The following is a 26,586-nucleotide window of genomic DNA, read 5'->3' on the forward strand; positions in this document are numbered from 1 at the left end:
CTGCCCATGTGTGTTACTTTAGCGGCAATCCGTCATTCACCCCCGGCCCTGGAGAACGGGACATGCGCATTACCAGCCTCTGGCTTCCCTTCCTGGCAACCCTGCTGTTCACCCTGGCAGGCTGCTCCGAGAGCGGACCGTCCGAGGAGAGCAGCGCCACGCCGGAGACCTCGCCACCCGATTACCCCGTCACCTGGCGCTTTGCCCTGGAAGAAATAGAGGGCAGTGTACAACACGCCTATGCTGAAGCCCTAAAGGAGCGAATTGAGGAGCATTCCGACGGCAAGGTCGAGCTCGATATTTTCCCCTATGGCTCTCTGGGCACTTCGGAACAACTGACAGAGCTGGCCCGGAACGGTTCGGTCAATCTCGCCTTTGCTTCTCCCGGCCACCTGGCGGACGAGGTCCCCGAGGCGGGCGTATTCACTCTGCATTATCTCCTGTCAGATAACGAAGAGGTAAACCGCCAGCTCCTTGCCAGCCCGGAACTCCGGGCACTGTTCGATGAGGCCTACGCCAGTCAGCAATTGAAATTGCTGGCGTTTGTCCCTGAAGGGTGGATGGCGTGGACTGCCAACAAACCGTTACGGTCACCGGAGGATTTCAAGGGTCTGCGTATCCGCACCATGACTTCCAATATAGCTACCCTGTCCTATCGGGCCTACGGCGCGGAACCCAGCCAGGTTCCGTATTCCCAGGTTTATACAGACCTTCAGTTGAACAACATCGATGCTCAGAGCAATCCGATCTTTGCGATTGAGGAGATGGACTTTTACGACGTACAGAGCACCTTGACCCTGGCCCGTCCGACCCAGTTCATTTCTTCGGTTGTCTCGAATCAGGACTGGTATAACGATTTACCGGGCAAACAGAAACAATGGCTCACTGAAGCCCTTGAAGGCGTTGGCGAAATAGCCTGGAAAACCCAGGCGGAGCTAAACCAGGTGCGTCTTCAAAGCATGCTGGAAGGTGGTCAGTTGCAGGTTGTAAGGCTAAGCGAAGAGGAACGCGCGGCTTTCAGGGAAAAAAGCCAGGCTGTCAGGCAGACCTACGTTGATCAAACAGACCCGCTGGGCGGGCAAATTCTGGATCGCATTATGGCGATGGTCGACGAGCTGGAAGCACAACAAGCTGACTCAGCGCCCGGTGACGGGGGCTGAAACAAAGCCGACACCCTCTCCCGCAAGGACCTCGGCGCCCCGGGCGATCAAGTCAGCCGTAAAGCGGAACTGCTCTCTGGGCTCCAGCGGATAGGCCTTCAGGCGATAGTGCATACCCCACGGCTCGTTGGCCACCACGACCACAATGGGCTGCCCGGTTTTCGTCCATGGGCAGGTATACGCTACGTCCCGCAACAGATCCAGTACGCGGCGGACGTTGTGGTTGGGCTCGAGATGGAATTCGGCTACGCACATCAGATTGTCCGTACCGTCGTTGCCGTTGGCGATCAAGGCACTCCACAGATGGCCGTGGGGCATGATGACAACGGAATCGTCTGGAGTAACAATTTCCGCAGCCCTGGTCCCAATAGAGCGCACCTCACCATACTTGCCGCCTACCTCAATCCAGTCGCCCGGACGATAGGGCATTTCATAGAGCGTGACGATACCGGCAATCAGACTGCTGGCATAATCCTTTAGCGCAAACCCGAGCGCCAGACCCACCGCACCAAAGATAGCAACCATATTCTCAACCGAGGGTTCCACCAGGATTGGGACCACGACAAAGATGGTGGCAATAATGATCAGCAACCGAAGCAGGGGCACCAGCGCAAGTAGATACAGTCGTGGCTTGCCGCTCACTTTTGAAGCCAGTCTCGGCAACAGCTTCTGAATGAGAAAAATAATCACAAACGCGACGGCGATAACCAGGAGCGCATAGAGCAACGCCTGAGACGTTATCGAGGAGAAGGCTTCTTTCAATCCAAAATCACCCATGGTGGCGACCCTCAGAAGTTATCAACCGGGAACCCCCAGCTTTTCAGGTGTCGCCTGACTGTCAGATACCCCAAAGCAGTGACATGCCAGCGACCTCCGGACTCCCCACGCACTATGATTTCAGCGCGCGCCAACCTTGAAAGCCCGTGACTCAACTCATGTGCTGACAATCCGGTCACCAGAGACAGTGACGCCTCCCCCAGGCCATCATGAAGCAGCAAGGCATGGAGGATGAAACCAAGAGTCCGGTCGTTGCTGTGGGGCATGGCCGGGGAATTCAGTTGATCCAGCGGAACGACCCAGCAATGCGGAGACTGCCCTCTGCCCTCCGCGCCTTCCTGATGCTCTCCAGCCTCGCTATCGCCTTCCGGACGACCCCTCAGTGCGCTCCGCCAGATAGCGAGGGCCACACCGTGAATACCTCGGGAGGTGGCAGCAAGATCGCGCAGGAACACGCTTTGTTTGGGCTTGCTGTCACCGTTTTCATCCTGCGGGGGCAGGACATACAAGCCATCGTTCGACATTCTGGCACTAACAGGCAACTTTCCATTGCGATGCGACAGGTATTCCAACCAGATACCGAGGTAATTGGCATTCAGAGGTGCAAGAGTGCTGGGCGACATGTGGGCCTCGGGCAAATAGCTTTCCCAGAATTGCCAGCACCAACTGGAACATCCGACCACTCCCCGGCCCGTTTCACGGGCGGAAATTCTCCGAAACAACTCCCGTATCAGAGACAGACCGGAGATATGACGCAGCCAGAAATCAGCAAGTTCGGGAATCACCCAGGGTTCTGACAAATCCTGCTCGTCCCAAAAGTTTCGAGCCTCATCCTCGTCCAGCAAAAGGTTTTCCGGCGGCGCGATGATCGACCAGTCCGCAGGCGATGCCGACTCTCTACCAGAGTGCAGCCAGGGGAAGCGGACGAGTGCCTCACGGATCCCGGAGAAAGGCGGAGCAACCAGAAACGCAACATCACGGACTATCGCTCTGTCAGCATTCATCTGCTCCAGGCCCTGAGCCAGGGCCGCGGCCTGGATCGAAAAGTCAGGTTCGGGAGCAACACGCCGGCGTAGGGACTCCGAAAGCACCGGCAAATCATCAAGGCTTTCAAAGGGCTCTTCATCCGACGACATACCCGCCCGAAGCTGGGACAGAATATGGCGAATTGCTCCTTTGATTGAGCGTCGAACCGACGTTTCGGGCAGCTTCCACTGGTCCATCGGGATCAGGCCACCGGGAAGGCAGGGAGTTTCCGTTGGTAAAAGCTGTTTTTCCGTCAAACAATCTGCTCCTGCAATGATCGACGATACGTGGTTACTCCGGCACCAGCCAATCAAGCTGGTGTCGCACATCCAGGCCATCGCTGCCGGAAATATCTTCCATCATAGCGGATAGCCGCTCATCAAATCCCCAGGGGGGATTCACCAACAGCATGCCAGAGCCGGTCATCCCCCTTGACGGAGGGTTGTTCAGGTGGACCTCACTGCACAGCACCTTGCGCACAGAGCTGTTCTGGACAGCATCTTTCAAATCCTGCTGCAGGCCACTGGAAAGTATCGGATACCAAATAAGATAGACGCCATGGCGGCACTTTTGCCATGCCTTTTGCAACGTTGAGGCCACATCGGCGTAATCGGACTTGATCTCATACGAGGGATCAACCAGCACCAGCAGCCGCGGCTGCCTCGGTGGCAGCTGTTTCAGCAACCCCTTGAGACCGTCTTCCCTCATAACACGCACGCGCTGCGCTGAGGCCCAGCCTGCAAGCTGATCACCCTCTGCGGGATGCAGTTCAAAAGTTGTCAGAGAATCATCGTCCCTGAGGAAGTCGCGAAACCAGACCGGCGAGCCAGGATAGACCGTCAGTTCTCCTTCTCCGGCATTCAGTTCTGACAACACTTTCAGCAAAGGCTGCCAGTCCCCGGAGCGCACCTGCCCCCTAACATTCCACAGTCTCTGGACGCCCGTATCGGCTTCACCCGTTTTCTTCGCCCGTTCACTGTCCAGATCATAAATCGCGCTACCCGCATGGGTATCAAAACAGGCGATACCGGACGCCTTGGCCTGCATCATGGACAGCGTGAGAGTGAGGGCGGCGTGTTTCTGGACATCGGCAAAATTGCCGGCATGGAAAGCATGCAGATAACTCAGCATAGATCGGCTCCGTCATTACGGACGCTCATTAGGCCCGATGAACAGACGCCAGGCAAGCCAGCGGCTGACCCGCCTCCTGCAAAGGCAGTGAAACCATCACACAAGTCTGCCCCGGAAACACCGCCGTAAAACGGGGTTCAGGGGGTACCATGCGTGCTGGTATCCTTGACTCACACTTGCACCGAGGACGCCGGCTTGCCCAAGCAGAACAAAGACACCATCGACCAGCTCTATGGCCTCATTGCCAATGAAGAGGACGCCCGGGTCTGCAAGGACATCCCCGAGGAAGCCTGCCGGGAGGTCCCCCGGAATTTTTTCCTGATTCTGGCCAGCAACGTCCTTACCAAGCTCGGCGACCTGTTGATCAGCCCGAAAACAGTGCTCGCCTGGCTGATGAGCGCGGTTGGCGCCCCGGCCCTCGTCGCCTGGCTGGTTCCGATCCGGGAGTCCGGTTCCCTCGTCCCGCAGATGGTCATTGCGGCCTGGGTGCGCCGCAAACCTGTCCGAAAATGGTTCTGGACCCTTGGAAGTTTTGGGCAGGCGGCCAGTGTTGCAGCTATTGCGGGGAGCGTCTGGTTTTTTGAGGGGTACGCCGCCGGCTCCGGAATCGTTGCCGCCCTCATCGTGTTTTCGCTGGCCCGGGGATTCTGTTCGGTATCCATGAAAGATGTTCAGGGCAAGTGCATTCCCAAAACCCGCCGGGGAAGGCTTGGGGGGCTTGCATCCACGATCGGCGGCACGGCAACCGTTGTTCTGACCGCCCTGTTGTTCTGGGAAAGGGGCGACCCGACGATCGCCTTTTACACCGTACTTCTGCTTTTAGCCGGTATCCTTTGGGTCATTGCAGGCTTGCTGTTTGCCGGGGTACAGGAATACGAGGGCGAAACCGGCGGCGGCGGCAATGCCATCAACGAGGCGTTCCGCAGTCTGTCCCTGCTCCGTGACGATGTCCCCTTCAGAAATTTCGTGATCACCCGGGCCTTGCTTCTCTGCTCGGCCCTGGCGTCGCCCTATTTTGTGGTTCTTGCTCAGAAAGAGACTGATACTGGCTGGATGCTAGGCATTTTCCTGCTGGCCAGCAGTCTAGCCAGTTCTCTCAGCGCCAGCTTTTGGGGCTGGGCCGCGGACACATCCAGTCGCAGGGTCATGATACGTGGTGCTGCCATGGCCAGCGGTGTGTGCCTGATCGTCGGTTTTACAGCACTTTCTGTCGGGACGGACATCGGCAGCGTCTGGTTCTATCCAATTGCATTTTTCGTTCTGAGCATCGCTCATGCCGGAGTAAGACTGGGCCGCAAAACCTATCTGGTGGATATGGCGGGCGGTAACAAACGTACTGATTACACTGCCGTGAGCAACACGGTCATCGGAATTTTACTGCTCATTACCGGAGGCCTGACCGCCATCATATCCATGATATCGGAGGTGGCGGTTATCATCGTTCTGGGACTGATGGGTCTGGCAGGGATGTTCAGTGCCGTGCGTCTGAAAGAGGTGACCACGGACGAGTAGGCCCGAAAAGCCAAGCCACCCATGGAACCTTAATCCCTCAAACCCGTGTCAGCGATGGCGAGCTAACGGATTACAACAAAAGACAGGGAGCTGTCCCATGACTGGCAACATGCTTTTTGCGAGGGTGGATAAATGAAAACTGACACAGTTATCCCTGAAGAACATCTGACACGCCTAATAAAAACGCCAATCGGCTGGTTTGCCCTGACCCGTGAGACGGCTGACCTGGGCCCTTTTCCTGAACCGGCCGGTGCTTCAAAAGCCCTCGCCCAACACATACATTTATATAGAGGCGTCAACAGCAGGAAAAGCCAGGGACTGGCGAAGGTTCATGTCCACGATTCGGAAACATGCAAAAAAACAAACTGTGGGCTTTGCGCGGAAACGATGGCCATACCCTGGACGTTAGGGGTGGTAAACCAATGAGTCAGCGCGAATCCTATGAAGCCCCGGAATATTGGAACCTGCCGCAACCGGGACGCCGGTACCGAGTCATTGGAGCCGCTCTGTTCTGTCTGTTCAGCCTGATAGCACTGAGCTACGTGAGTTCATTATAAAAATGCAAAAGAGCCGCATTCTGCGGTTCTTTTTTAGGTCACCCAATCCTCGATAAAATTTCAGATCGGTGCCTTGCCCTCGTTAAGCGCCAGGGCGCCTTTGACAATACGGTAGATAATCCAGATTGAGATGCCCAACAGGATAAACCAGCCAATGATGAGGGGCGCGGTTACGATGCCGATCACCGTCCAGAGGATACCAATCCAGAAGGTGCGAATCTGCCACTGGAAATGCCGTTCAATCCAGGTGTTACGGACATCATCCAGTTTGACGTAATTGATAATCACGCCAACCAGGCCGGTAATCCCACCCAAGAAAAACGAGAGTGCCTGAAGGATATAAACCACCACTGCCAGGTTGCGCGCGGGATCCGAACGGCGAGCCAGAGGATCAGAATCTGCAGGGATGTATTCGGGATCGGCCAAGAGAGTGTCTCCTTCTGAAAGTCTAACCCGAGTCTAGCACAGCCCCGCATGCCGGAAGGCCCTGAAACGTTAGTGATTTTCCGGACGATAACCGAGACGGAAACCACCCCAATGCTTGCCATTCACGTAGATTGGCACTGACAGGTCATGCATGATTTCACCGGTATCCCGGCGGTAGGTTTGCAGGAGCATATCCTGGCTATGGCTTCCACAACGGATGCCGGTACGGTCGTTAAACAGCCGCTTGCTCCTGCTCTTTACCAGATCCACCTTGGGGTCGCCGGTTGGGGCATGGGCGAAGTCCCGATTGTGAGTGGGCACATAGCCATCTGGCGCTGCACTAATAGCAAAAACCAGCGCATCGTTGGAATTCTTCACCTGCTCCTGAACAGATGGCAGATACTGGTCGGTGAACTTATCGAAGGCACTGGTATATTTAGGCGGATGAGTGTTCGGTATCGGATCCCGCTTTTTGTCAAACATCGCAGACTCGGAGAGCTTGCCCTCCTGAATCGCGTTTTCGAACAGGGCCCCGATCTGCTCTGCTCCGGACTTGGCCTGGTCGTAAAAAAAACGGTGGTAACTGGCATCACTGTTCAGCGCAAAAGATGCATTGGCCTTTTCCGCCAGCTCCATAAGGGTCGCTGCCTGTTCGGCGAGGGAGGCGACACTGGTGTCGCTCTCGGAAATCTGGTCGCGTACGGTTTCGATAGCTGAGAATACCTGCTCCAGGCTCTGCTCGTTGTTCTGGTCAATTTCCGCGATTCTTTCCACCTGCTGCTGAACCCGATCAGACTGATCCCGGATCTGATCCAGACGCTCACCCACATTTTCCACGGAGTTCAGCCCTTCTTCCACACTCTGGGCCAGGTCTTCGATCCGGGAGACAATCAGAGTGGTATCGGAACGGATTTCCTGCAGGGTTTCGGCAACTTCACCGGTGGCCTGGGCCGTCCTGCCCGCCAGCTGACGTACTTCGTCGGCTACTACGGCAAACCCACGTCCCTGATCGCCAGCACGCGCTGCCTCTATCGCAGCATTAAGGGCAAGCAGGTTGGTCTGTTCCGCAATACCCTGAATGGTTGTAGTTACACCCTGAATCTTGTTGGATTTCTCGTTCAGCTCCTGAATCAGCTTGAGGTTTTCGCCGGACTGCTGATGCACCAGACGCACACTCTCGATGGCATCGAGCAGGGCCTGCCGGCCCTCAGCACTGGTAACACTGGCCTGATGCGCCATGGTTGCGGCTTCGGTTGCCTGTCCGGAAGACTCCCGGACAGTCTCCGTAATCTGGCCGGCGTAGTCCGCCATCTGGGCGGTCTCTTGCACCTGGCGATCAAGTCGCAGCTTCAACTGATCCGCCGAGAAAGACACCTGGGCCGCGGAAATTGCATTCTGATCGGCACTGCCCGAAAGGGTCTGGACAAGGGCACGGCCTGCCCTGGCATCCGAGAGCAGGCCGGCACACTGTTTCTGAAGCGGGTGATCGTCTGCGAGCGAACCGTCGTTGAGACTCTTGATCCCCTGTTCGACAGGCTCCAACACCCGAAAAACAAGGAACCCTCCTGCAACCACGAGCCCCACTATCAGACCAATGAGTAAAGATGCCGGCTCAAGTCCTAACATAGGCGCCACCAATACACAGGCAATGGCGACAATGACTGCAATTGCCAGCCCCCAGAAAATCGCCGCCCGATCGAGTAAAGCCATAACAACCTCATCGTTTTTATTGTCTCAATCATCATTCTGTTATTTAAGGCCCGTAAGGAGCGTATAGAATTGATGTAAGCTAATAACTCATACTTTAGTTCATCCTTTCAGGATATCGGCGGGCCTGAGTATTTCTGAAACAAAAAACCGCAAACCCGACGGGTCCGGTTACAGAACCCGCCAGGTTTGCGGCAACTGACTGTAGTTAACGCGGCAGTCAGACGCCGACGACACCCCCATCAACTCGGGTGACAATCACTGTCGCATCGCGTGGATGACTGCCCTCGGTACCGAACGGCCAGTCCGCCTCCGGATGCTGGATGTTCACGAACATGGTTCTGACGTCCGGGGTGCTTGATACACCGGTTACCTCGCAACCCTGTGGTCCAACGAAGAACCTCTTGATCTCACGCGTAACAGGGTTTGCCGCCAGCATCATGTTGTTCTGGTATGGCGCGGCATCAGAGCCATCGGTCTGGATCCAAAGTCGCCCATTGTAATCGAACCACAGGCCATCCGGACTGTTGAAGATATTGTCGTCGTCAAGGGTGACCAGGACTTCACCGTTAACAACGGTTTCAGTGCCCTGCTCTCCAGCAAAGACAAAAATATCCCAGTTAAACGTCACGGCAGCGTGGTCGTTGCTTTCTTCAGCCCAGCGGATTATATGGCCGGTACGGTTGATTTCGTTCGGGTTAGCGGCGTTAATGCCATCATAACCGTCTTTACCCCGGTTGGAGTTGTTGGTCAGTGTGAAATACACATCGCCACTGTTTGGGTCAACCGCACCCCATTCCGGACGGTCCATGGTAGTTGCACCCGCGATATCGGCCGCCAGACGACTGTTCAGCAGCACGTCTGCCTGATTCGCGAAACCATCAAACTGAACTTCGCCGACCAGGGTGCCCTCAACCGCCTGAACCTTCGCAGCGAAGCCTGCATCATTAAGCGAAAGCGGCAACCAGTCACCGGAACCGTCTTCATTAAAGCGTGCGACGTACAGGGTACCTTCATCCAGCAAATAGCCACCGGCAGTAGCCGCGTAATACGGCTTGGATGAAACAAACTTGTAGATATACTCGAAACGGGAGTCATCACCGGAATAGCACACAACAGGCTCACCTTCCTTCACCGGCGCAAAGATCACGCCTTCGTGCCCAAAGCGGCCCAGGGCAGTGCGCTTCTGGGGTTTGCTCTCAGGGGTGAACGGATCGATCTCTACCATGTAGCCGTAGGTATTGGCCTCGTTACGATAATCCCCGGTCGCGGCACCACCACTCGGGGTTATGTCAAAACGTATGTACTGATCAGCGGAGCCTTCGGCCAGTTCCCAGTCGTATCGACTCGAGCTTCCCACGCCGTGGCGCGTTTGCTCGCGCGGCTGGGAGTTCGCACCGTTAGCAAAGTAACCGTGCCAGTTCTCTTCGGCGGCCAGATAGGTACCCCAGGGTGTTGGCCCCATGGAACAGTTGTTCAGAGTGCCGCGGGTTTTTGTGCCGTCCGGGCTATACCTGGTGAACAGCTTTTCGTAACCGCGAACCGGTCCACGAATATCCATCTCTGTATTACCGGTAATACGGCGGTTAAACGGGCTACCAAACACGATGTCCCAGGTCCCACCCCCGTCGCGTTTGATATGCACAACGGAAACACCGTGGGCCGCAATTTCCTTGCGAACTTCATCGGCCGGACGAACGCCGCCATTGTCCACTGCGTTGGTAGGTCCATGGGTGTGCAAAGCGCCCTGATTGATGTACTCGTGGTTCATCACCAGCAATCCTTCGGTGGAACTTTTGCCACCGGCCTTCTGGTCAATCGGGAAGAAATGCATACCGTCGTGGTGCATGCCAACCTGCTGCTCCTGCTCGGCACCGGAGTTGGAGGCATCCTCCTGGAATTCCGGGTAGGACCCAGTGATTGGCGTACCCCATGGCAGGAATGCCTGAGAGGAGTAGCCTTCGGGAACAACCACCTCATTGGCGTTGGAGGTCGGGACTGCCTTGAAGCCAAGGTCAGTTGCCGCTGCATTAGCGCTAGTCGTGCCGTTGTCGCCATCACTGCCACAACCGGCGAAACCAACACCCATGATGCTGGCCAGTGCTGCGCCGACACTGCCTTTCATCAACGTACGGCGCTGCAGGCGTGCAGCCAGAACTTCATGAAAAGGGCTGTTGTCGGAATGATTTACTATCGGCTCGTAGTTGGGATCCAGGTAATTCGGATCGAGGTCGTGCTTGGCCATGGAATGCCTCTCTCAAAGCTATCGGGTTGATGTTTTTGAGAGGTCAGTTTCGGTGGGAAGTGTGACAGTCGTTAAACAGATAAAAGACAGAACGGTTAATGTTTTCTTACAACACCGGAATTAGAGGAGGTATCGGCGCGAGGAACCACCTCGCACCGAAGACGGACACGGAATTACTGAGTCATTTCCTCATAACCCTCTTCCATGGAGTCGCCAGCCTCTTCGGCAGCATCACTCAGTTCGTCCCCCGCATCCTCGGCACCTTCCTGAAGCTCGCCCAGAGCGCCTTCATCCTGCCCGGTCGCTTCCTCGACGGTCTCTTCCGTGGCGTCACCGGCATCTTCCATCATCTCTCCGGCGTTATCGGCAGCCTGCTCTACATCCATACCGTCCTTGTCTTCTGAGCTGCAGGCAGCCAGACCCAGACTCATAACGAATGCCAATGTGCCTATTGTGAACTTGTTCATCACCATATCCCTCTGTTGGTCGGTCTTTACAACGGCCGACAAGGTTACGGTCATTCCCTGCCACAAACAATTACGGGCCAATTACTCTTTAGTTAGTAGTGACTTACTGGAAGGCTCTCGCCATCAATGGTGAGCACATGGTCGATGCCCACCATATTACCCCGGCTCAGGAGGATAAAATCCTGGCCAGCCCGGCTGAAAAGGTCCCGGATAACATCGTGGACCATGCAAATCTGGCCGGCACTGTCCCGGTAGACCACTTCCGCCAGCCTGCCGGAAGTGAGGTACTGGCGAAGCAGATCCTGAACTGAGGAATTCGCAATTGCGAACGACAAACTGGATGTTGTCATGGCCAATCTATCCCTGTGGTCGAGTTCGTGTTTTATCGTTTTAAACCCAACTTGCCGAGACAAACTTTCATAGGTCGTCCCTGAGAGTCTGGCCCAGAGATCCCGATTTCGCCACTACGCCTTAACGCCCCCTGAATACCGCATCCCGTCGTTCGAGGAACGATTTGATGCCTTCTTTTACATCGTCACTCGCCATCACGGGCTTCAGGTCCGGGAACAGACGCTGCTTCGCGGTTTCCTGGCCGTCAGTGACCGAGAGCTTTGAAGACTTCAGGCTGCCGCGAACACCCAGTGGCGCTGCCCTCGCAATTTTTTCCGCAATAGCCAGCGCAACGGTGTACTGCTCACCCGGCTCAACGAGCTCCTGGATCAATCCCCACTGGTAGGCCTGATCGGCGGTCCACTCGTCGCCAGTCAGCAAATAACGCTGGGCGTTGCCCCAGCCGATCTCCCGTGGCAGCCGGATAGTGGCACCACCACAGGCAAAAATGCCCCGTTTGACTTCCAGCTGGGCGAAACGGGTCCCCTTGGCAGCGACCCGGATATCGGTGTTAAGCATCATTTCCACGCCACAGGTGAAGCAGATGCCCTGAGCAGCAAAAACCACCGGTTTGCTCAGCGCATCGCCGGTGACGTAAAACGGGTCGAGCTCGCCGTCGCGCGGCTCGATGCCGGAACCATCAGCGAAGACTTCTGCCCAGTCATCCAACTGCAGGCCACTGGTGAAGTGGTCTCCTTCAGCGTACAGCAGGCCAACCCTCAATTCCGGGTCATGTTCGAGCTGGTAATAGGCCGCCGCAATTTCGTGGTACATCGCCCGGTTCATGGCATTCATCTTATCCGGCCGATTGAGGCCGATCAGCAGGATGTGACCCTGCTTTTCAACCTTGACCAGAGTCATCAGAACCACTCCGATTTCATGTTCAGGCAGGTATCGTCCTGGTTTTTCAGCAACACCAGATCCTGCGCTACTGTTGGCAACTCCCAGTGGAAAAAGTACTGGGCCGCCTGTAGCTTGCCCTGATAGAAATTGCGCTCATCGTCAGTACTGGCGGCAGCCAGCGACGTTTCGGCGGCATTGGCCTGGCGGAGCCACATCCAGGACACAGTGATATGTCCGAACAGGTGCAGATAGCAGGAAGCGTTGGCCAGAACCTTGTCGGGGTTTTCACTCATCAGGGATTTACCGAGGCTCTGGGTGACTTTTACCGCCTGCTGAAGGGTTTCGCTCAGGGAAAGGGCCCACTGCTGGCAACGGTCGGTTGTGGCGGCTTCGAGATCGACCTGCATCTGTTGCATAAGCAACTGTAAGCCGTGGCTCTGATCCTGCCAGATTTTGCGACCGAGCAAATCCAGCGCCTGGATGCCGTTGGTACCCTCGTGGATGGGGTTTAGCCGGTTGTCTCGCCAGCATTGTTCCACCGGGTATTCACGGGTGTAACCGGCACCGCCATAAACCTGGATAGCGAGGTCATTGGCTTTTGGTCCGTATTCCGAAGGCCAGGCCTTGATGACCGGCGTCAGCAGGTCCAGCAGCTTGCCCGCCTCCATGCGCTTCTGTTCATCGGGGTGGGTATGCTGGTCATCCATCAGGCGGGCACCATACAGGCAAAGCGCCAGACCGCCTTCGCTGTAGGCTTTCTGGGCCAGCAGCATGCGGCGAACATCGGCGTGCTCGATAATGGGAACCTGGGGTGCCTCAGGGTTCTTCTCGGATGGCTTTCGGCCCTGCAGGCGATCCCTGGCGTATTCGAGACTGTGCATGTAGCCGCGGTAGCCAATCACGGCAGCACCGAATCCCACACCCACGCGGGCTTCGTTCATCATCTGGAACATGTACTTCAGGCCCTGATGTGGCTCGCCGACCAGATAGCCGTGGCACGGCGCGTCGTCGCCGAAGCTGAGTGCGGTGGAGGTGGTACCACGATAACCCAGCTTGTGAATCAGGCCCGCAAGGTTCACGCCGTTGCGTTCGGTGGGATTGCCGTCTTCGTCCACCAGGAACTTGGGAACGATGAACAGGGAGATACCCTTCACTCCGGCAGGAGCGCCCTTGATCTTGGCCAGCACCATGTGAACGATGTTTTCGGTAATCGACTGTTCGCCGCCGGAGATATAGATCTTGGCGCCTTTGATCAGGTAATCCCCCTCTTCGGTCGGCGTTGCCGAAGTACGGATGTCTGCAAGTGAAGAGCCTGCATGGGGTTCAGTCAGCGCCATGGTGCCGGAGAAGCGGCCGGAGAGCATGTGCGGCAAGAAGGTAGCCTGTTGCTGCCCATTACCGAACACACGAATGAGGTTGGCCGCCGCAGTGGTTAGAAAGGCGTAGCCAGCGGTACCCGCGTTGGCCGCAGTGAAGAAACCATTGCACGCCGCCATGACCGACTCCGGCAACTGCATCCCGCCCACATCATAATCGTAACGGCCGGCAATAAAACCGGCTTCCGCGTAGGCGTCAAAGGCTTCTTTAACTTGCGGAATCATTTCTACAGCGCCATTAACAAACTTTGGCTCGTCTTTGTCTGCTGCCCTGTTGTGGGTTGCGAACTTGTCTCGGGCCATGCGGTCAGCGGTTTCGATGACAGCGTCGAAGGTGTCGCGGCTATGCTCGTTGAAGCGCTCGCGTTCAGCCAGAGCTTCCGTATCGAGGACTTCGTAGAGTTGGAACGCCAGATCACGGCGATCGATCAGAGTGTCGGTCATGCTTGGTTCTCCCGTTAATTGCCCACAGAGTGTCACAGGAACTGAGGATAGAAAACCGGCATTTATGACATAATATTGGTGGATACCGCCACTTGAGTGCAGAGAATCCCATGTATACGGTTTCAATCATTGGCTTTGATGGCGCTCTTGCCAGCGCGATTACCGGGATCATTGACCTCTTCCGCCTGGCCGGCGTGAGCTGGGCGCGTATCCACGATGAAAAGCCGGAACCGATGTTCAGGACCCGCCTGCTTACCCGGACCGGAGCGCCATGCCGCTGCATCAACGGCATCACACTCCTGGCCGATGGCAGCTGGGGTGAAGCCCCGGGGAGTGAGTCTTCCACCGATGTCATCATTGTGCCAACCATTGGTGCGCCAATCCCGGACGTGCTGGACCAGAACCAGAAGCTGATCGACTGGCTGTCCCGGCAGGATGCCTCTCCGGCATTGCTGGCCAGCAACTGTACCGGCGCGTTTCTGCTGGCAGAAGCGGGGTTACTCAATGGCAAGGAGGCAACAACCCACTGGGGCTTCAGCAATCAATTCCGGCAGCGCTTCCCGGAGGTTATCTGCCGGCCAGAAAAGCTGGTGACCGTTGACGGCGATATTGCCTGTGCCGGCGGCGGGATGGCCTGGTGGGATCTTGGTGTGTATCTGGTGGAACGGTATGCCGGACCGGAGGTTTCACGCCAACTTGCGAAGGCCTTTGTCATCGATGCCGGGCGAACCAGCCAGGCCCCTTACAGTGCGCTGCAGGCAAAACGCTACCACTCCGACACGACGGTGCTGAGACTGCAGGACTGGCTGGACACACACTTTGCACGAACCATTGCCCTGAAGGAGATGGCCCGGCAGTCAGGACTGAGCGAGCGTTCCTTATTGCGGCGATTCAAGGCAGCAACCGGAGATACGCCCAACACCTACCTGCAGCTGCTTCGCGTAGAGCATGTTCGTCATCATCTGGAGACATCCCGGCTTTCGATTGACGAAATCATCCACTCTGTCGGCTATGAGGACGTGAGTTCGTTCAGTCGGCTGTTCCGCAAACACACCGGCCTTGCTCCCGGAGCCTACCGTTCGCGCTTTGGCCGTTAACTCCGCTAACACATGGCCCGGCTTATGCATCGCTCACGGGTGAAAGACCGAAATCCGACGGCAAACGTAAATATTGTCGACATAGGTGTAAAAGTGGAGAGGTAAACCATGAACGCACCACTGAAACAGAGCCAGACCGATATTCTCAGCCGGCTCTATGACATGAAGCAGAAACAGCTCTCCCGGGCCCTTCAGCAGGGCAACAGCCTGCGATGCCAGGTCCTTGAGGCAGAGGCCGAAGCCATTTCCAACGCCCTGAAATCCATCATCCGGTAACAAGTGACGTAAAGCGTCAGAAACTGGTTATTTCAGGGCCATTTCTGCTAAATCTTCGCGGCAACTTCCGTTCCCTGGCGAATTGCCCGCTTCGCATCCAGTTCTTCAGCCACGTCGGCACCGCCAATCAGGTGGGCCCGGGTACCGTTTGCTTCGATTTGATCGAAAAGTTCCCGGTAAGGCACCTGACCGGCACAGACGACCACGTTATCTACCTCAAGCACCCTGCTTTCCTGAACCTTGCCATCTTTATCTGCAACGGTGATATGCAGCCCGGCATCGTCAATTCGTTCATAGCTGCATCCCCGAAGCATTTCGACATCCCGATGCTTCAGGCTGCTGCGATGGACCCATCCGGACGTCTTCCCGAGACCCGCGCCAACCTTGCCGGTTTTACGCTGCATCAAATAGATCTTGCGTGGTGACGAGGCCGGCTTTCGCTCCGCCAGCCCACCCGGACCCTCGAATTCCGGGTTAACACCCCACTCGGACTGCCAGTCTGCCACGCTTACCTGCTCGCCCTCGGAGTGATGGCTGGCATCATGAGTCAGAAATTCACTGACATCGAACCCGATACCACCGGCGCCGATAACCGCCACGGTTTTGCCGACCGGCCTGTTATCACGCAACACATCAAGGTAGCCAAGCACTTTGGGGTGATCAATTCCCTGAATATCCGGCATACGAGGTTTCACACCCGTGGCGATAATCACATCGTCAAAATCGCCACTGCCAAGGAGGTCGGAGTCGACTCGGGTATTGAGTCGAAGGTTAATGTCGAGCAACTCGATCTGGCGCTGGAAATAACGCAAGGTCTCATAGAACTCTTCCTTGCCCGGAATCCGCTTGGCGTAGTTGAACTGACCACCGACTTGCCCGTCCGCGTCAAACAGCGTGACCCGGTGTCCACGTTTGGCTGCGGTTGTTGCCGCTGCAAGGCCCGCGGGCCCGGCACCGACCACGGCTACTCGCCTGGCCACTGGCGCCACGGTCAGGACCAGTTCGGTTTCATGACAGGCTCGCGGGTTAACGAGACAGGAGGCCCGCTTGGCCTGAAAGGCATGGTCCAGGCACGCCTGATTACAGGCGATGCAGGTATTGATTTCATCGGCACGGTCTTCTTCGGCCTTGCGCACAAATTCGCTATCCGCCAGTAACGGCCGGGCCATCGACACCATATCGGCCTTGCCCGCAGCCAGGATTTCTTCGCCCTTTTCAGGAGTGTTGATTCGATTGGTGGTACAGACCGGGATATCCACCTCGCCATAGAATTTTGCCGTCACATCAGCAAAACCGCCCCGCGGAACGGAGGTGACAATGGTTGGAACCCTCGCCTCGTGCCAACCGATACCCGTATTAATGATGGTGGCTCCGGCCTGCTCTATAGCCTTGCCGAGTGTCACGATCTGATCCCAGGTCTGGCCACCTTCAACCAGATCCAGCATCGATAGCCGGTAAATGATGATGAATTCCGGGCCCACGGCCTCACGAATACGACGCACGATTTCGATTGGCAGACGCATGCGGTTTTCGTACGACCCGCCCCACTTGTCGGTCCGCTTGTTGGTTCGTTCACAGAGAAACTGGTTGATGAAGTAACCTTCGGACCCCATCACCTCGATCCCGTCATAGCCGGCAAATTTCGCCAGCTTTGCAGCATTGACGAAATCACCGATCTGCTTTTCGACACCTTTCGCCGAGAGCGCCCTCGCCTTGAACGGGCTGATCGGTGCTTTGGTGGCGGAGGCGGAAACAATCAATGGCTGGTAACCATAGCGCCCGGCGTGCAGCAGTTGCAGACAGATCTTGCTGCCGGCTTCGCGCACCGCACCTGTGACATGCCGGTGCAAAAGCGCGGTGGCCCGGTTGTTCATGGTGGAAGCCAGTGGCGCGAGCTGCCCGGCAAGGTTCGGCGAGTATCCACCCGTCACCATCAGGCCAACACCACCCTCAGCCCGCTCCGCGAAATAGCGGGCAAGTTTATGAATATTCCAGAACCGGTCTTCCAGGCCCGTATGCATGGATCCCATCAGCACACGGTTCCGGAGTTCGGTGAAGCCCAGGTCCAATGGCTTTAACAGATTCGGGTAAGCTGCCATCTTAATGTCACCTCAGGAAATTTTATGACGATTATACACTTGATCAATGGCAAGTTGACTTGACCTTCGGGATGGGCCACGTATGATCGACCTTCAAGTTCGACTGACGGAGCAACCATGACCGAAAGGTCCTTCGGCTGCATGCATTTCAAGCGCCCACCCATTACCGCTGACATCGCGCGGCACCGGGGCCGTCTTCCGTACTTTCCGGATCCGCCCGCCCATTGCTGATTGATCTCACCGCGCGCTCGAGCCCCGTAATGAACGTAAGTCATCGGATTATGCATGAGAGCTCGCCGGAGACTAGACTCAGGCAAACACCTGTATCCACCCACTTATAATTAAGAACCCATAAAGAGGTTGCGATGTCGCTACCGCTGGTTGCTTTACTGCCTTTTCTGGGTGCAATATTCGCACCCCTATTCGCCCAGGGCGGCAGAACGGCGATTGCCGTCGCATCTTCTGTACCCGCACTGATTGCACTCGCAGCCCTTTTCCCCCATTGGGAAACGCTTGCCGATGGCGGCGTGGTATTGCACAGCTATGAATGGCTGCCGGCACTTGGCCTGTCCTTCAGTTTCAGACTGGACGGACTGTCTTTATTGTTCGCCCTGCTGATCCTGATCATCGGGCTGCTGATCATTCTCTATGCCCGTTATTACCTAAAAGCTCACGAGAATGTGGGCAAGTTCTACGCCCTGCTGCTGTGCTTCAAAGGCTCAATGCTGGGTATCGTCCTCTCCAGCAACCTACTGTTAATGATGATTTTCTGGGAACTGACCAGTCTCACCTCATTCCTGCTGATCAGTTTCTGGACCCACAAACAGGATGCCCGACGTGGCGCGCGGATGGCTCTGGCGGTGACTGGCGGTGGCGGACTTGCACTACTTGCCGGCATACTAATCATTGGCAACATTGTTGGCAGTTTTGAACTCGATGACGTTCTGGCAGCCGGTGAGCAGATCAAGGCCCATGCGCTTTATCCAATAGCCCTCACCCTGGTATTGCTCGGCGCCTTCACCAAGTCCGCCCAGTTCCCGTTCCATTTCTGGCTACCCCACGCCATGCAGGCACCAACGCCTGTCTCGGCATACCTGCACTCGGCTACCATGGTCAAAGCCGGCATATTTCTCATGGCCCGGCTCTATCCGGCGCTGGCGGGAACGGAACAATGGTTCTATATGGTCAGCTTTACCGGCATGGCCACTCTGCTGATTGGCGCCTACGTCGCCATGTTCAAGCACGACTTGAAAGGCCTCCTGGCCCATTCAACAGTAAGCCATCTGGGCCTGATAACCCTGCTTTTCGGCATGGGTACCCAGCTTGCGGCCGTTGCGGCGGTCTTCCACGTGATTAACCATGCGATTTTCAAAGCCTCCCTGTTTATGGCCGCCGGTATCATCGACCACGAAACCGGCACCCGGGATATGCGTCGTATCAATGGCTTGTGGCGCTACATGCCTCACACCGCAACTCTGGCCATGGTGGCCGCCTCATCCATGGCCGGTATTCCTCTGCTGAACGGTTTCCTGAGCAAAGAAATGTTCTTCGCCGAGTCACTGGAGCTAAACCTCCCGGGACTTTGGGCGTGGCTGCCACCAATCGTCGCAACCCTCGCCGGTATATTTGCAGTGGCTTACTCGGCCCGATTTATTCACGATGTGTTCTTTAACGGTAAGCCGGTGGATCTTCCGATCTACCCGCCTCATGAGCCGCCGCGCTACATGAAGTTTCCAGTAGAAATCCTGGTGTTTGCCTGCATCATGGTAGGCCTGTTCCCCGCCATTTCTGTTGGGCCGCTACTCTTCATGGCAGCCTCAGCAACGCTTGGCGGTGATGTGCCGGAATACACCCTTGCGATTTATCATGGTTTCAACCTTCCACTGTTCATGAGCTTTTTGGCGTTTTTCGGTGGTTTGCTCATGTACAGCCAGCGTCAACGCTTTTTCGATTTCCACGCGCGGTTCAAGGAAGTTGATGAGAAAGCCGTATTCGAAGCGGTCGTGTTGCGACTGGTTAATCTGGCGAACAGGATTACTACGCTCATGGAGAATGGCTCACTCCAGCGATACGTCATGCTGCTTGTCGTTAGTGCCATTGCGGTGGCCGCCATGCCGCTTCTTGGTCTGGGGATCTTTGTTGGCGAAAACGGGCTCAGTCCGGTGGATATGCCAACCGCTATCGCCGCCGGTGTGCTGATCCTTTGCGCCTTGGCAACTGCGGCCCTGCACCGGCAGCGGTTCTACGCGCTGGTTCTGCTAAGCGTGGTGGGGCTGGTTGTGGCCCTGGCGTTCGCCCGTTTCTCGGCGCCGGACCTGGCGATGACCCAGCTTTCCGTCGAAGTTGTGACCATTGTTCTGCTCATGCTGGCAATCTTCTACATGCCTAGCTGGACGCCAATTGAAACACCTCTGGGTCGTCGGCTCCGGGATATTGCCATTGCTGCAGCCGCCGGCATTGGCATGACACTGGTCAGCCTGGCCATGCTGACCCAACCCTTCAGTTCAATTTCTGATTTCTTCCTGGAAAACAGCAAGTCCGGCGGTGGCGGCACTAATGTGGTCAACGTGATTCTGGTGGACTTCCGGGGCTTCGATACCTTGGGCGAGATCACCGTTCTCGCCATTGCAGCCCTGGGCATTTACGCCATGCTCAAGAACACAGCCCTGACACCGCCGCCAAGCGATGGCGAGGGCCATGCCTGGACACGGGATGCCCACCCGCTAATGCTGAGATTGATTGCCAGGCCTATGCTGCCGCTGGCACTGATGGTGTCCGCGTTCATTTTCCTCCGGGGCCACAATCTGCCTGGCGGTGGCTTCATCGCTGGCCTGGTCACCTCGGTTGCGCTGATCCTCCAGTACATTGCCGCCGGCATGAACTGGACCGAGGACAGAATTTCTTTCCGCTATCACAACGTAATCGGTCTGGGACTGCTGTTCGCGACCATTGCCGGCGCCGGGAGCTTCGCCTTCGGCTATCCGTTCCTGACATCCACGTTCGATTACATAACCTGGCCGTTGGTAGGCAAGTTCGAGGTTGCCTCTGCCCTGGTATTTGACCTTGGCGTCTATCTGACGGTTGTAGGAGCAACCTTGCTTGCACTGGTAAGTATCGGCCGACTGTCTCCCCACTCCGCCATCAAGAGTAAAAAGGAGGGTGCGTAATGGAGCTTGTTTTCGCACTGGTAATTGGCGCCCTGACGGCATCCGGCGTCTATCTTATTCTGCGGGCTCGCACCTTCCCAGTGGTGGTTGGCCTGACCCTGCTGTCTTACGGCGTGAACCTGTTTCTGTTCTCCAGCGGACGCCTGGCAACGGGCCAGCAGCCGGTCATCGGCACCGCAGCTAGCTATTCAGATCCGCTGCCACAAGCGCTGGTACTGACCGCTATCGTGATTGGCTTTGCAATGACTGCGTTCGTTGTCGTGCTGTCTCTGCGTAACCTGGCAGACAACGAGGACGACCACGTGGATGGAGAACAACCCTACAAATCGCCCGCTCCGGAAGAAGGGGAGGTAACCGGTAAATGAACCACTGGCTTACCGCTCCTATTCTGATTCCCCTGTTAGGCGGCATTCTTCAGGCCCTCATGGGCTATGCCCCCATCAGTCTGCGCCGGACACTGGCACTGGCTACGACAGTCCTTATGCTGGTTTCTGCCATAGTGCTTCTGGTACTGGCGGACGACGGCAGCTACCGGATCTATGCGTTTGGCAACTGGCAGCCGCCGTTCGGGATTGTCCTTGTGCTGGACCGCCTTGCCGCCCTGATGCTGATCGTGACAGCCGTTCTGGCCCTGTTCTGTCACATCTATTCTATCGGCGGTGCCGACGAGGGCAATCGCCAGTTCCACGCGCTGTTTCTGTTCCAGCTAATGGGCCTGAACATTGCATTCCTTACCGGTGACCTGTTCAACCTGTTTGTTGCTTTCGAGGTGCTCCTTATTGCCTCGTATGGTTTGTTGATGCATGGCGGCGGCACGGTAAGAACCGTTCCTGGCCTGCACTACGTTGTACTGAACCTGGTTGGCTCTGCGGTGTTCCTGATCAGTGTCGGCATGATCTACAGCGTCACCGGGACCCTGAACATGGCAGATCTGGCGGTCAAGATACCCCAGGTTTCCGGCGAAGGCCTGAACATCGTCAAGGCCGGTGGCATGATGTTGCTGGTGGTATTCGGTCTGAAGGCCGCTATCCTGCCCCTCTGCTTCTGGCTTCCCCGGGCCTATTCAAAAGCCACCGCACCGGTCGCTGCCCTGTTCGCAGTGATGACCAAGGTTGGCATTTACGCCATTTTGCGGGTGTATCTGCTGATTTTCGGCGACGATGCCGGCGAGCTCGCCAATCTCGGCATGGACTGGCTCTTCCCTATTGCCCTGGCTACCCTTGCCATGGGTGTTATCGGCGCGCTGGGATCCGGCAGTCTGAAAACACTGGTCGCCTGGCAGGTCATCATTTCTGTAGGCACATTGCTGGCTCCGATTGCACTTGGCTCCGAAGCCGGCCTGTCCGCTGCTCTTTTCTACCTGCTTAGCACCACCTGGACGGTTGGTGGCCTGTTCCTTGTTTCGGAGCTGGTAGCTAACCAGCGCGGCTCGGCCCAGGACCGTATTGTTACCGCGCCAAAAATGCAGAACCGCACCTTCCTCAGTGTCCTGTTCCTGGTTGGGGCCGTTGCTGCAGCGGGCCTGCCACCCCTGAGTGGCTTCTTCGGCAAGGTACTGATCCTACAATCCGTTGAGCCGGGAACCGAGATGGCCTGGCTCTGGTCAGTACTTCTGATCGGCAGCTTCCTGACCGTTATCGCCTATAGTCGCGCTGGCAGCATTGTTTTTTGGCGCACGGTCGATGGCCATCTGGAAACACCGGACCCGCTCAACGGCCGGATTTCTGTTGCAGCCGGCGCACTTACCGCACTGGCGGTGGTGATGGTTGTGCTCGCCGGACCTATTACACGTTACACCGATGCAACGGCGGCGCAGCTGCACAATAACGATGCCTATATCGAAATTTTGCAAACGCCCATGGTCAGGGAGGATAGCTAATGCTTGATCGCCTCAGTTTTCCCCAGCCCTGGCTGAGCCTGATCCTTTTTGTCACCTGGCAGTTTCTGAGTGATGGTATCAGCGGCGGCAGTGTCGTACTGGGCATAATCCTGGCGTGGGGTATACCGCAGATGACCCAGGGTTTTTGGCCTGATCCGCCAGCATTCATCAAGGCCTGGCGAATGCCCGCGTACCTGTTGCGAGTAGTCTGGGATATTGTCGTGGCCAGCGTCGAAGTGGCAAAACTCATACTCGGCCCGCGCCAGGCGCGCCCTGCGTTCATCTGTTATCCCCTGGAGCTGGAGCACCCCCTTGCCATCACCATTTTGGCCAGCACCATTTCCCTGACGCCCGGCACCGTGAGCGCTGATGTCAGCGATGACAACAAGCTGCTGCTGATTCATGCGCTTGACGCGGAAGATGATCAGGAAGTCGTCGACACGATTCGACACCGTTACGAGAAGCCTCTGCTGGAGATGTTCCAATGATGGTTACCGCTCTCTACATCACCATTGCCATGGTCACATTGGCTGCGCTTTTGAACGTGTACCGACTGATCAAAGGCCCGGACGCACCGGATAGAGTTTTGGCCCTCGACACACTCTACATCAACGCCATCGCGCTGATTATTCTACTCGGCATAACGCTAGGAACGCGGATGTACCTTGAAGCTGCCCTGCTTATTGCCGTTATGGGGTTTGTCGGGACCGTCGCCATGGCAAAATACCTGAAACGGGGCAGTGTCATTGAGTAAGCCCATGCCAAGCACAACCCCCGCTCCTGGAGGAAACATTGAATGAACCCGTTCGCTGAATACGCTATTTGCCTGCTGCTGCTAATCGGCGGTGCGTTTACCCTGATTGGCGCCATTGGCCTCGCCCGCCTCCCGGACTTTTTTACACGCCTGCATGGACCAACCAAGGCCACCACGGTTGGAGTAGGCGCCATCGTGATCAGCTCAGTGATCTACTTCAGCACGCTTGGACAAGGCATTGGTATTGAAGAAATCCTGATCACGGCCTTTCTGTTCATGACCGCGCCCATAAGTGCCAACTTCCTGGCGAAAGCCGCCATGCATTTGAAGGTCAAAACCACAGAAAATACTCGGGGCTACCCCTGGGATCAATGAGTCATCCGAGAATTTTTAGAACTTTTTGTGCCATGGAATCGTATACAAGACTTCTGATTTAAACCGCCGTTAACTGCAGAACGTTTTAGCTTGGGTCTTAAAGGAGCACCCTCGAATGATGTTACTGGCTGTGCTATCCGGTTTTCTGCTGGCGGTCGCTGTACCAGCGCTTCATCGTGTGACAGGCCACTACATCGGCTGGGTGTTGGCACTGCTGCCGGCTTTGCTTACCGCGTATTTTGCCAGTCTGATCCCCGCAATCAGCGATGGTGAAATCCTTCTGATTGAAAACCAGTGGATGCCCGGCCTCGGGGTATCCCTCGATTTCATGGTTGATGGTCTGTCTCTGGTTTTTGCTCTGCTGATCAGTGGTATCGGCACGTTCATCCTTATCTATGCCGGTTCTTACCTCAAAGGTCATAAGGATCTCGCCAGGTTCTACGTCACCATGTTGTCGTTCATGGCCTCGATGCTCGGGTTGGTGTTGTCCGATAATCTCATAACTTTTTTCGTATTCTGGGAACTAACCAGCATCACCTCCTACATCTTGATCGGCTTCAACCATGAAGATGCCGAGGCGAGAAAGTGTGCCCTCCAGGGCCTGTTTGTCACAGCGGGCGGCGGCTTGGTTTTAATGGCTGGTTTGATCCTGCTGATCTTTATCACCGGCAGTTATTCGTTTTCTGAAATTCTTGCTTCAGATTTACCGATTCAAGAACACAGCTTCTACCTCGCTGCCGTCGTCTGCATACTGATAGGTGCGTTTACCAAGTCAGCCCAAGTGCCTTTCCATTTCTGGCTTCCGAACGCCATGGCCGCGCCGACTCCGGTTTCGGCCTATTTGCACTCTGCAACCATGGTCAAGGCCGGTATCTATTTGCTGGCACGCCTGAATCCTTCCATGGGTGAGGGGGTGCCATGGAGCTATGCGCTGGTGATTTTTGGTGCGGCAACCATGCTCACTGGCGCATACCTGGCATTCAGCAGCACCGGCATCAAAAAGGTTCTGGCCTACTCCACGGTGATGGCTCTGGGCACCCTCACCATGTTGATAGGGGTTGGAACGGAACTGGCAATCACGGCTTTTATCTGTGTCCTGGTCGCTCACTCTCTGTACAAGGGTGCGCTGTTCATGCTCGCAGGTGCACTGGACCATGAAACCGGCACCAAAGACATCACGAAAATGGGTGGCCTTTGGCGCAGCATGCCCAAGACCGCAATGATTACCTGTCTGGCTGCATTGTCTTTGGCAGGTCTCCCGCCACTTTTTGGATTCGTGGCCAAGGAATTAATGTTTGAGTCGCTGATCAATTCGCCCTTGTGGTCCTGGGGACTACTGGCGGCTGCTGTCGCCTCGTCAATTCTGGTCGTTACCGTGGCTGGCCTGGTGTTTATAAAGCCCTTTTTCGGGCCAACCCGAACCACCCCGAAACAACCCCATGATGCTCCCTTCGCCATGCTGGTTGGCCCGGCTGTCTTGTCCCTGATTGCCCTGATCTTCGGCATAGCGCCGTTTCTGCCCGCAACTTCCGTGCTGGATGCGGCGATTTCCTCAGTTTATGGCAGCACAGTGCAGAGCTCCCTCGCTCTGTGGCATGGAGTTAATGTCCCGTTGATGCTTTCTGCCGCCAGCCTGCTGGGAGGATCATTACTTCTTTATGCCTGGCAGCGGCTCCAACCGACGCTCTATGCCATTAACACCGCTGGCAGCCGCGTTGGCCCGGAGGCAGGATATTTCCGTTTCATGCTCGGTATTACCCAGGTAGCAAACTGGCAGACACGGCTGCTGCAAAATGGTGTTCTCGGGATCTATTTGCTGATCACCGTCCTTGTGACCTTCGGCGCGACCGGCTACACGCTGCTTACCCGGCACGGCTTCCATCTGGATTTTGATTTCAGCGACGGCTATTTTTACGAATTTGGAATCGCACTTCTAATCGTGGCCGCGACCGTATTTGCCAGTGTCACCAGGTCCCGGCTCGGATCGGTTGCTTCCGTCGGTGTACTCGGTTTCGGGGTAGCGTTGATCTTCATCCACTTCAGTGCCCCGGATCTGGGAATTACCCAACTCCTCGTTGAGACTCTCACCGTCATCCTACTGGTACTGGTGCTCTTCAAACTTCCACCGTTCGTCAATCTTTCATCCCCGTGGGAACGTTACCGTGACCTGGCGGTCGCAGTGTTTGCAGGCGTGATCATGACCCTGCTCATGCTAGCCGTGCTGGATATCCAGTACTTTGACAGCATTTCAAGTTACTACATTGAGAACAGTTATGGCCTGGCCTTCGGAAAGAACATAGTCAATGTGATTCTGGTGGACTTCCGGCAACTGGACACATTGGGGGAGATCTTTGTTCTGGCCCTTGCCGCCATGGGGGTTTACTCCATGATCAAGCTCAGGGCGGAGGATCAGCACAAGCCATGAAATCCAACACCCTCATTCTTCACACCGCAGCATTGGCCATCATGCCGCTGCAACTGATGTTTTCAGTGTTCCTGCTCCTGCGCGGACACGACGAACCCGGCGGTGGGTTCATCGGCGGGCTGGTTGCCGCAAGCGCTTTCGTGCTTTATGCCTTCGCCTTCGGGGCTGAATCAACTCGCAAGATACTGCGCGTCAGTCCACGAGATCTTCTGGCGGCTGGATTACTGTTTGGCCTGGCCTCGACCATCCCCGCGTTATGGTCTGGCCAGACCATGCTCACCGCTCACTGGTGGGAAGTTCCGCTACCCGGTGAAGGCTATCTGAAGTTATCAACCGTGCTGGTTTTCGACATTGGCGTCTACCTGGCCGTCCTGGGCACGCTAATGACCTTTGTGATCGGTCTGATGGAGTCTGAAGAATGACGCGAATACCATTTTGCAAGGAGGGAGAGCC

General features: G+C 56.2%; 23 protein-coding genes. 12 read left to right on the forward strand and 11 right to left on the reverse strand.

What is annotated here, in order from left to right:
- Window positions 1–62 precede the first annotated feature (62 nt).
- Window positions 63–1,160, forward strand: coding sequence for a TRAP transporter substrate-binding protein DctP (dctP, locus tag KFJ24_RS09990; protein ID WP_250830924.1), 1,098 nt, complete (start codon window positions 63–65; stop codon window positions 1,158–1,160).
- Here the strand turns inward: dctP and KFJ24_RS09995 are convergent.
- Genes KFJ24_RS09995 through KFJ24_RS10005 form a run of 3 tightly spaced genes read right to left on the reverse strand, consistent with a single transcriptional unit; the run spans window position 1,137 to window position 4,094 of the window.
- Complete coding sequence (locus KFJ24_RS09995; protein WP_250830925.1) at window positions 1,137–1,937, reverse strand: mechanosensitive ion channel family protein; 801 nt, start codon at window positions 1,935–1,937, stop codon at window positions 1,137–1,139. The genes dctP and KFJ24_RS09995 overlap by 24 nt on opposite strands.
- A gap of 11 nt (window positions 1,938–1,948) precedes the next feature.
- Window positions 1,949–3,220 carry a hypothetical protein gene (locus KFJ24_RS10000; RefSeq protein WP_250830926.1) on the reverse strand — a complete coding sequence of 424 codons (1,272 nt, stop codon included), beginning with the start codon at window positions 3,218–3,220 and terminating at the stop codon, window positions 1,949–1,951.
- Window positions 3,221–3,254: 34 nt separating this feature from the next.
- Entirely contained in the window at window positions 3,255–4,094 is an 840-nt protein-coding gene (locus KFJ24_RS10005) for a 23S rRNA (adenine(2030)-N(6))-methyltransferase RlmJ (protein WP_250830927.1), read from the reverse strand.
- Between the two features lie 195 nt (window positions 4,095–4,289).
- On the opposite strand from KFJ24_RS10005, the gene KFJ24_RS10010 reads away from it, so the two are divergent.
- Complete coding sequence (locus KFJ24_RS10010) at window positions 4,290–5,606, forward strand: MFS transporter (protein WP_250830928.1); 1,317 nt, start codon at window positions 4,290–4,292, stop codon at window positions 5,604–5,606.
- A gap of 617 nt (window positions 5,607–6,223) precedes the next feature.
- Here the strand turns inward: KFJ24_RS10010 and KFJ24_RS10015 are convergent.
- The 7 genes from KFJ24_RS10015 to KFJ24_RS10045 form a co-directional block, all read right to left on the reverse strand.
- Complete coding sequence (locus KFJ24_RS10015) at window positions 6,224–6,589, reverse strand: DUF4870 family protein (protein ID WP_250830929.1); 366 nt, start codon at window positions 6,587–6,589, stop codon at window positions 6,224–6,226.
- Between the two features lie 69 nt (window positions 6,590–6,658).
- Window positions 6,659–8,299, reverse strand: a complete 1,641-nt coding sequence (locus KFJ24_RS10020) for a methyl-accepting chemotaxis protein (protein WP_250830930.1) — start codon at window positions 8,297–8,299, stop codon at window positions 6,659–6,661.
- A gap of 217 nt (window positions 8,300–8,516) precedes the next feature.
- Complete coding sequence (locus KFJ24_RS10025) at window positions 8,517–10,541, reverse strand: PhoX family protein (protein WP_250830931.1); 2,025 nt, start codon at window positions 10,539–10,541, stop codon at window positions 8,517–8,519.
- A 173-nt stretch (window positions 10,542–10,714) separates the two neighbouring features.
- On the reverse strand, window positions 10,715–11,008 hold the full coding sequence (locus KFJ24_RS10030; RefSeq protein WP_250830932.1) for a hypothetical protein: 294 nt from the start codon (window positions 11,006–11,008) through the stop codon (window positions 10,715–10,717).
- A 92-nt stretch (window positions 11,009–11,100) separates the two neighbouring features.
- Window positions 11,101–11,358 carry a hypothetical protein gene (locus tag KFJ24_RS10035; protein WP_250830933.1) on the reverse strand — a complete coding sequence of 86 codons (258 nt, stop codon included), beginning with the start codon at window positions 11,356–11,358 and terminating at the stop codon, window positions 11,101–11,103.
- A gap of 121 nt (window positions 11,359–11,479) precedes the next feature.
- Window positions 11,480–12,259 (reverse strand): crotonase/enoyl-CoA hydratase family protein, encoded by a 780-nt coding sequence (locus KFJ24_RS10040; RefSeq protein WP_250830934.1) that lies wholly within the window; start codon window positions 12,257–12,259, stop codon window positions 11,480–11,482.
- Window positions 12,259–14,061, reverse strand: coding sequence for an acyl-CoA dehydrogenase (locus KFJ24_RS10045; protein WP_250830935.1), 1,803 nt, complete (start codon window positions 14,059–14,061; stop codon window positions 12,259–12,261). Before KFJ24_RS10045 ends, KFJ24_RS10040 begins: the two co-directional genes overlap by 1 nt.
- A 110-nt stretch (window positions 14,062–14,171) precedes the next feature.
- Between KFJ24_RS10045 and KFJ24_RS10050 the strand changes: the two genes are divergently transcribed.
- Together KFJ24_RS10050 and KFJ24_RS10055 are read left to right on the forward strand one after the other, a co-directional pair.
- On the forward strand, window positions 14,172–15,158 hold the full coding sequence (locus KFJ24_RS10050) for a GlxA family transcriptional regulator (RefSeq protein WP_250830936.1): 987 nt from the start codon (window positions 14,172–14,174) through the stop codon (window positions 15,156–15,158).
- A gap of 108 nt (window positions 15,159–15,266) precedes the next feature.
- On the forward strand, window positions 15,267–15,434 hold the full coding sequence (locus KFJ24_RS10055; protein WP_250830937.1) for a hypothetical protein: 168 nt from the start codon (window positions 15,267–15,269) through the stop codon (window positions 15,432–15,434).
- Window positions 15,435–15,481: 47 nt separating this feature from the next.
- Here KFJ24_RS10055 and KFJ24_RS10060 read toward each other — a convergent pair whose 3' ends face one another.
- Window positions 15,482–17,533, reverse strand: coding sequence for an NADPH-dependent 2,4-dienoyl-CoA reductase (locus KFJ24_RS10060; RefSeq protein ID WP_250830938.1), 2,052 nt, complete (start codon window positions 17,531–17,533; stop codon window positions 15,482–15,484).
- A 365-nt stretch (window positions 17,534–17,898) separates the two neighbouring features.
- Here KFJ24_RS10060 and KFJ24_RS10065 point away from each other — a divergent pair, with 365 nt between their 5' ends.
- From KFJ24_RS10065 to KFJ24_RS10100, 8 genes are all read left to right on the forward strand, one after another.
- Window positions 17,899–20,700: a monovalent cation/H+ antiporter subunit A gene (locus KFJ24_RS10065; protein WP_250830939.1), complete on the forward strand. Its 2,802-nt coding sequence runs from the start codon at window positions 17,899–17,901 to the stop codon at window positions 20,698–20,700.
- A complete protein-coding gene (locus KFJ24_RS10070) occupies window positions 20,700–21,065 on the forward strand; it encodes a Na+/H+ antiporter subunit C (RefSeq protein WP_250830940.1) in 366 nt (121 codons plus the stop codon). The genes KFJ24_RS10065 and KFJ24_RS10070 overlap by 1 nt, the downstream gene beginning before the upstream one ends.
- Window positions 21,062–22,579, forward strand: coding sequence for a monovalent cation/H+ antiporter subunit D (locus KFJ24_RS10075; protein ID WP_250830941.1), 1,518 nt, complete (start codon window positions 21,062–21,064; stop codon window positions 22,577–22,579). Before KFJ24_RS10070 ends, KFJ24_RS10075 begins: the two co-directional genes overlap by 4 nt.
- The gene (locus KFJ24_RS10080; protein ID WP_250830942.1) at window positions 22,579–23,067 is read left to right on the forward strand and encodes a Na+/H+ antiporter subunit E; all 489 of its coding nucleotides are present in this window, start codon (window positions 22,579–22,581) and stop codon (window positions 23,065–23,067) included. The genes KFJ24_RS10075 and KFJ24_RS10080 overlap by 1 nt, the downstream gene beginning before the upstream one ends.
- Window positions 23,064–23,333 (forward strand): K+/H+ antiporter subunit F, encoded by a 270-nt coding sequence (locus tag KFJ24_RS10085; RefSeq protein ID WP_250830943.1) that lies wholly within the window; start codon window positions 23,064–23,066, stop codon window positions 23,331–23,333. The genes KFJ24_RS10080 and KFJ24_RS10085 overlap by 4 nt, the downstream gene beginning before the upstream one ends.
- Window positions 23,334–23,375: 42 nt before the next feature.
- Entirely contained in the window at window positions 23,376–23,708 is a 333-nt protein-coding gene (locus KFJ24_RS10090; protein ID WP_250830944.1) for a Na+/H+ antiporter subunit G, read from the forward strand.
- A gap of 115 nt (window positions 23,709–23,823) precedes the next feature.
- Window positions 23,824–26,133: a putative monovalent cation/H+ antiporter subunit A gene (locus tag KFJ24_RS10095; protein WP_250830946.1), complete on the forward strand. Its 2,310-nt coding sequence runs from the start codon at window positions 23,824–23,826 to the stop codon at window positions 26,131–26,133.
- Entirely contained in the window at window positions 26,130–26,555 is a 426-nt protein-coding gene (locus KFJ24_RS10100; protein WP_250830947.1) for a Na+/H+ antiporter subunit B, read from the forward strand. Before KFJ24_RS10095 ends, KFJ24_RS10100 begins: the two co-directional genes overlap by 4 nt.
- Window positions 26,556–26,586: the final 31 nt, after the last annotated feature.

This window comes from Marinobacter sediminum, assembly GCF_023657445.1.
Taxonomy (GTDB): Bacteria; Pseudomonadota; Gammaproteobacteria; order Pseudomonadales; family Oleiphilaceae; genus Marinobacter; species Marinobacter sediminum_A.

Excerpts from the sequence above, each read along its gene's own strand:
- KFJ24_RS10095 (WP_250830946.1), top strand. The coding sequence starts at position 23,824 with ATGATGTTACTGGCTGTGCTATCCGGTTTTCTGCTGGCGGTCGCTGTA.
- KFJ24_RS10070 (WP_250830940.1), top strand. The coding sequence starts at position 20,700 with ATGGAGCTTGTTTTCGCACTGGTAATTGGCGCCCTGACGGCATCCGGC.
- KFJ24_RS10025 (WP_250830931.1), bottom strand. The coding sequence starts at position 10,541 with ATGGCCAAGCACGACCTCGATCCGAATTACCTGGATCCCAACTACGAG.
- KFJ24_RS10090 (WP_250830944.1), top strand. The coding sequence starts at position 23,376 with ATGAACCCGTTCGCTGAATACGCTATTTGCCTGCTGCTGCTAATCGGC.
- KFJ24_RS10085 (WP_250830943.1), top strand. The coding sequence starts at position 23,064 with ATGATGGTTACCGCTCTCTACATCACCATTGCCATGGTCACATTGGCT.
- KFJ24_RS10065 (WP_250830939.1), top strand. The coding sequence starts at position 17,899 with ATGTCGCTACCGCTGGTTGCTTTACTGCCTTTTCTGGGTGCAATATTC.
- KFJ24_RS10045 (WP_250830935.1), bottom strand. The coding sequence starts at position 14,061 with ATGACCGACACTCTGATCGATCGCCGTGATCTGGCGTTCCAACTCTAC.
- KFJ24_RS10050 (WP_250830936.1), top strand. The coding sequence starts at position 14,172 with ATGTATACGGTTTCAATCATTGGCTTTGATGGCGCTCTTGCCAGCGCG.
- dctP (WP_250830924.1), top strand. The coding sequence starts at position 63 with ATGCGCATTACCAGCCTCTGGCTTCCCTTCCTGGCAACCCTGCTGTTC.
- KFJ24_RS10005 (WP_250830927.1), bottom strand. The coding sequence starts at position 4,094 with ATGCTGAGTTATCTGCATGCTTTCCATGCCGGCAATTTTGCCGATGTC.
- KFJ24_RS10030 (WP_250830932.1), bottom strand. The coding sequence starts at position 11,008 with ATGAACAAGTTCACAATAGGCACATTGGCATTCGTTATGAGTCTGGGT.
- KFJ24_RS09995 (WP_250830925.1), bottom strand. The coding sequence starts at position 1,937 with ATGGGTGATTTTGGATTGAAAGAAGCCTTCTCCTCGATAACGTCTCAG.
- KFJ24_RS10055 (WP_250830937.1), top strand. The coding sequence starts at position 15,267 with ATGAACGCACCACTGAAACAGAGCCAGACCGATATTCTCAGCCGGCTC.
- KFJ24_RS10080 (WP_250830942.1), top strand. The coding sequence starts at position 22,579 with ATGCTTGATCGCCTCAGTTTTCCCCAGCCCTGGCTGAGCCTGATCCTT.
- KFJ24_RS10100 (WP_250830947.1), top strand. The coding sequence starts at position 26,130 with ATGAAATCCAACACCCTCATTCTTCACACCGCAGCATTGGCCATCATG.
- KFJ24_RS10020 (WP_250830930.1), bottom strand. The coding sequence starts at position 8,299 with ATGGCTTTACTCGATCGGGCGGCGATTTTCTGGGGGCTGGCAATTGCA.
- KFJ24_RS10035 (WP_250830933.1), bottom strand. The coding sequence starts at position 11,358 with ATGACAACATCCAGTTTGTCGTTCGCAATTGCGAATTCCTCAGTTCAG.
- KFJ24_RS10075 (WP_250830941.1), top strand. The coding sequence starts at position 21,062 with ATGAACCACTGGCTTACCGCTCCTATTCTGATTCCCCTGTTAGGCGGC.
- KFJ24_RS10040 (WP_250830934.1), bottom strand. The coding sequence starts at position 12,259 with ATGACTCTGGTCAAGGTTGAAAAGCAGGGTCACATCCTGCTGATCGGC.
- KFJ24_RS10060 (WP_250830938.1), bottom strand. The coding sequence starts at position 17,533 with ATGGCAGCTTACCCGAATCTGTTAAAGCCATTGGACCTGGGCTTCACC.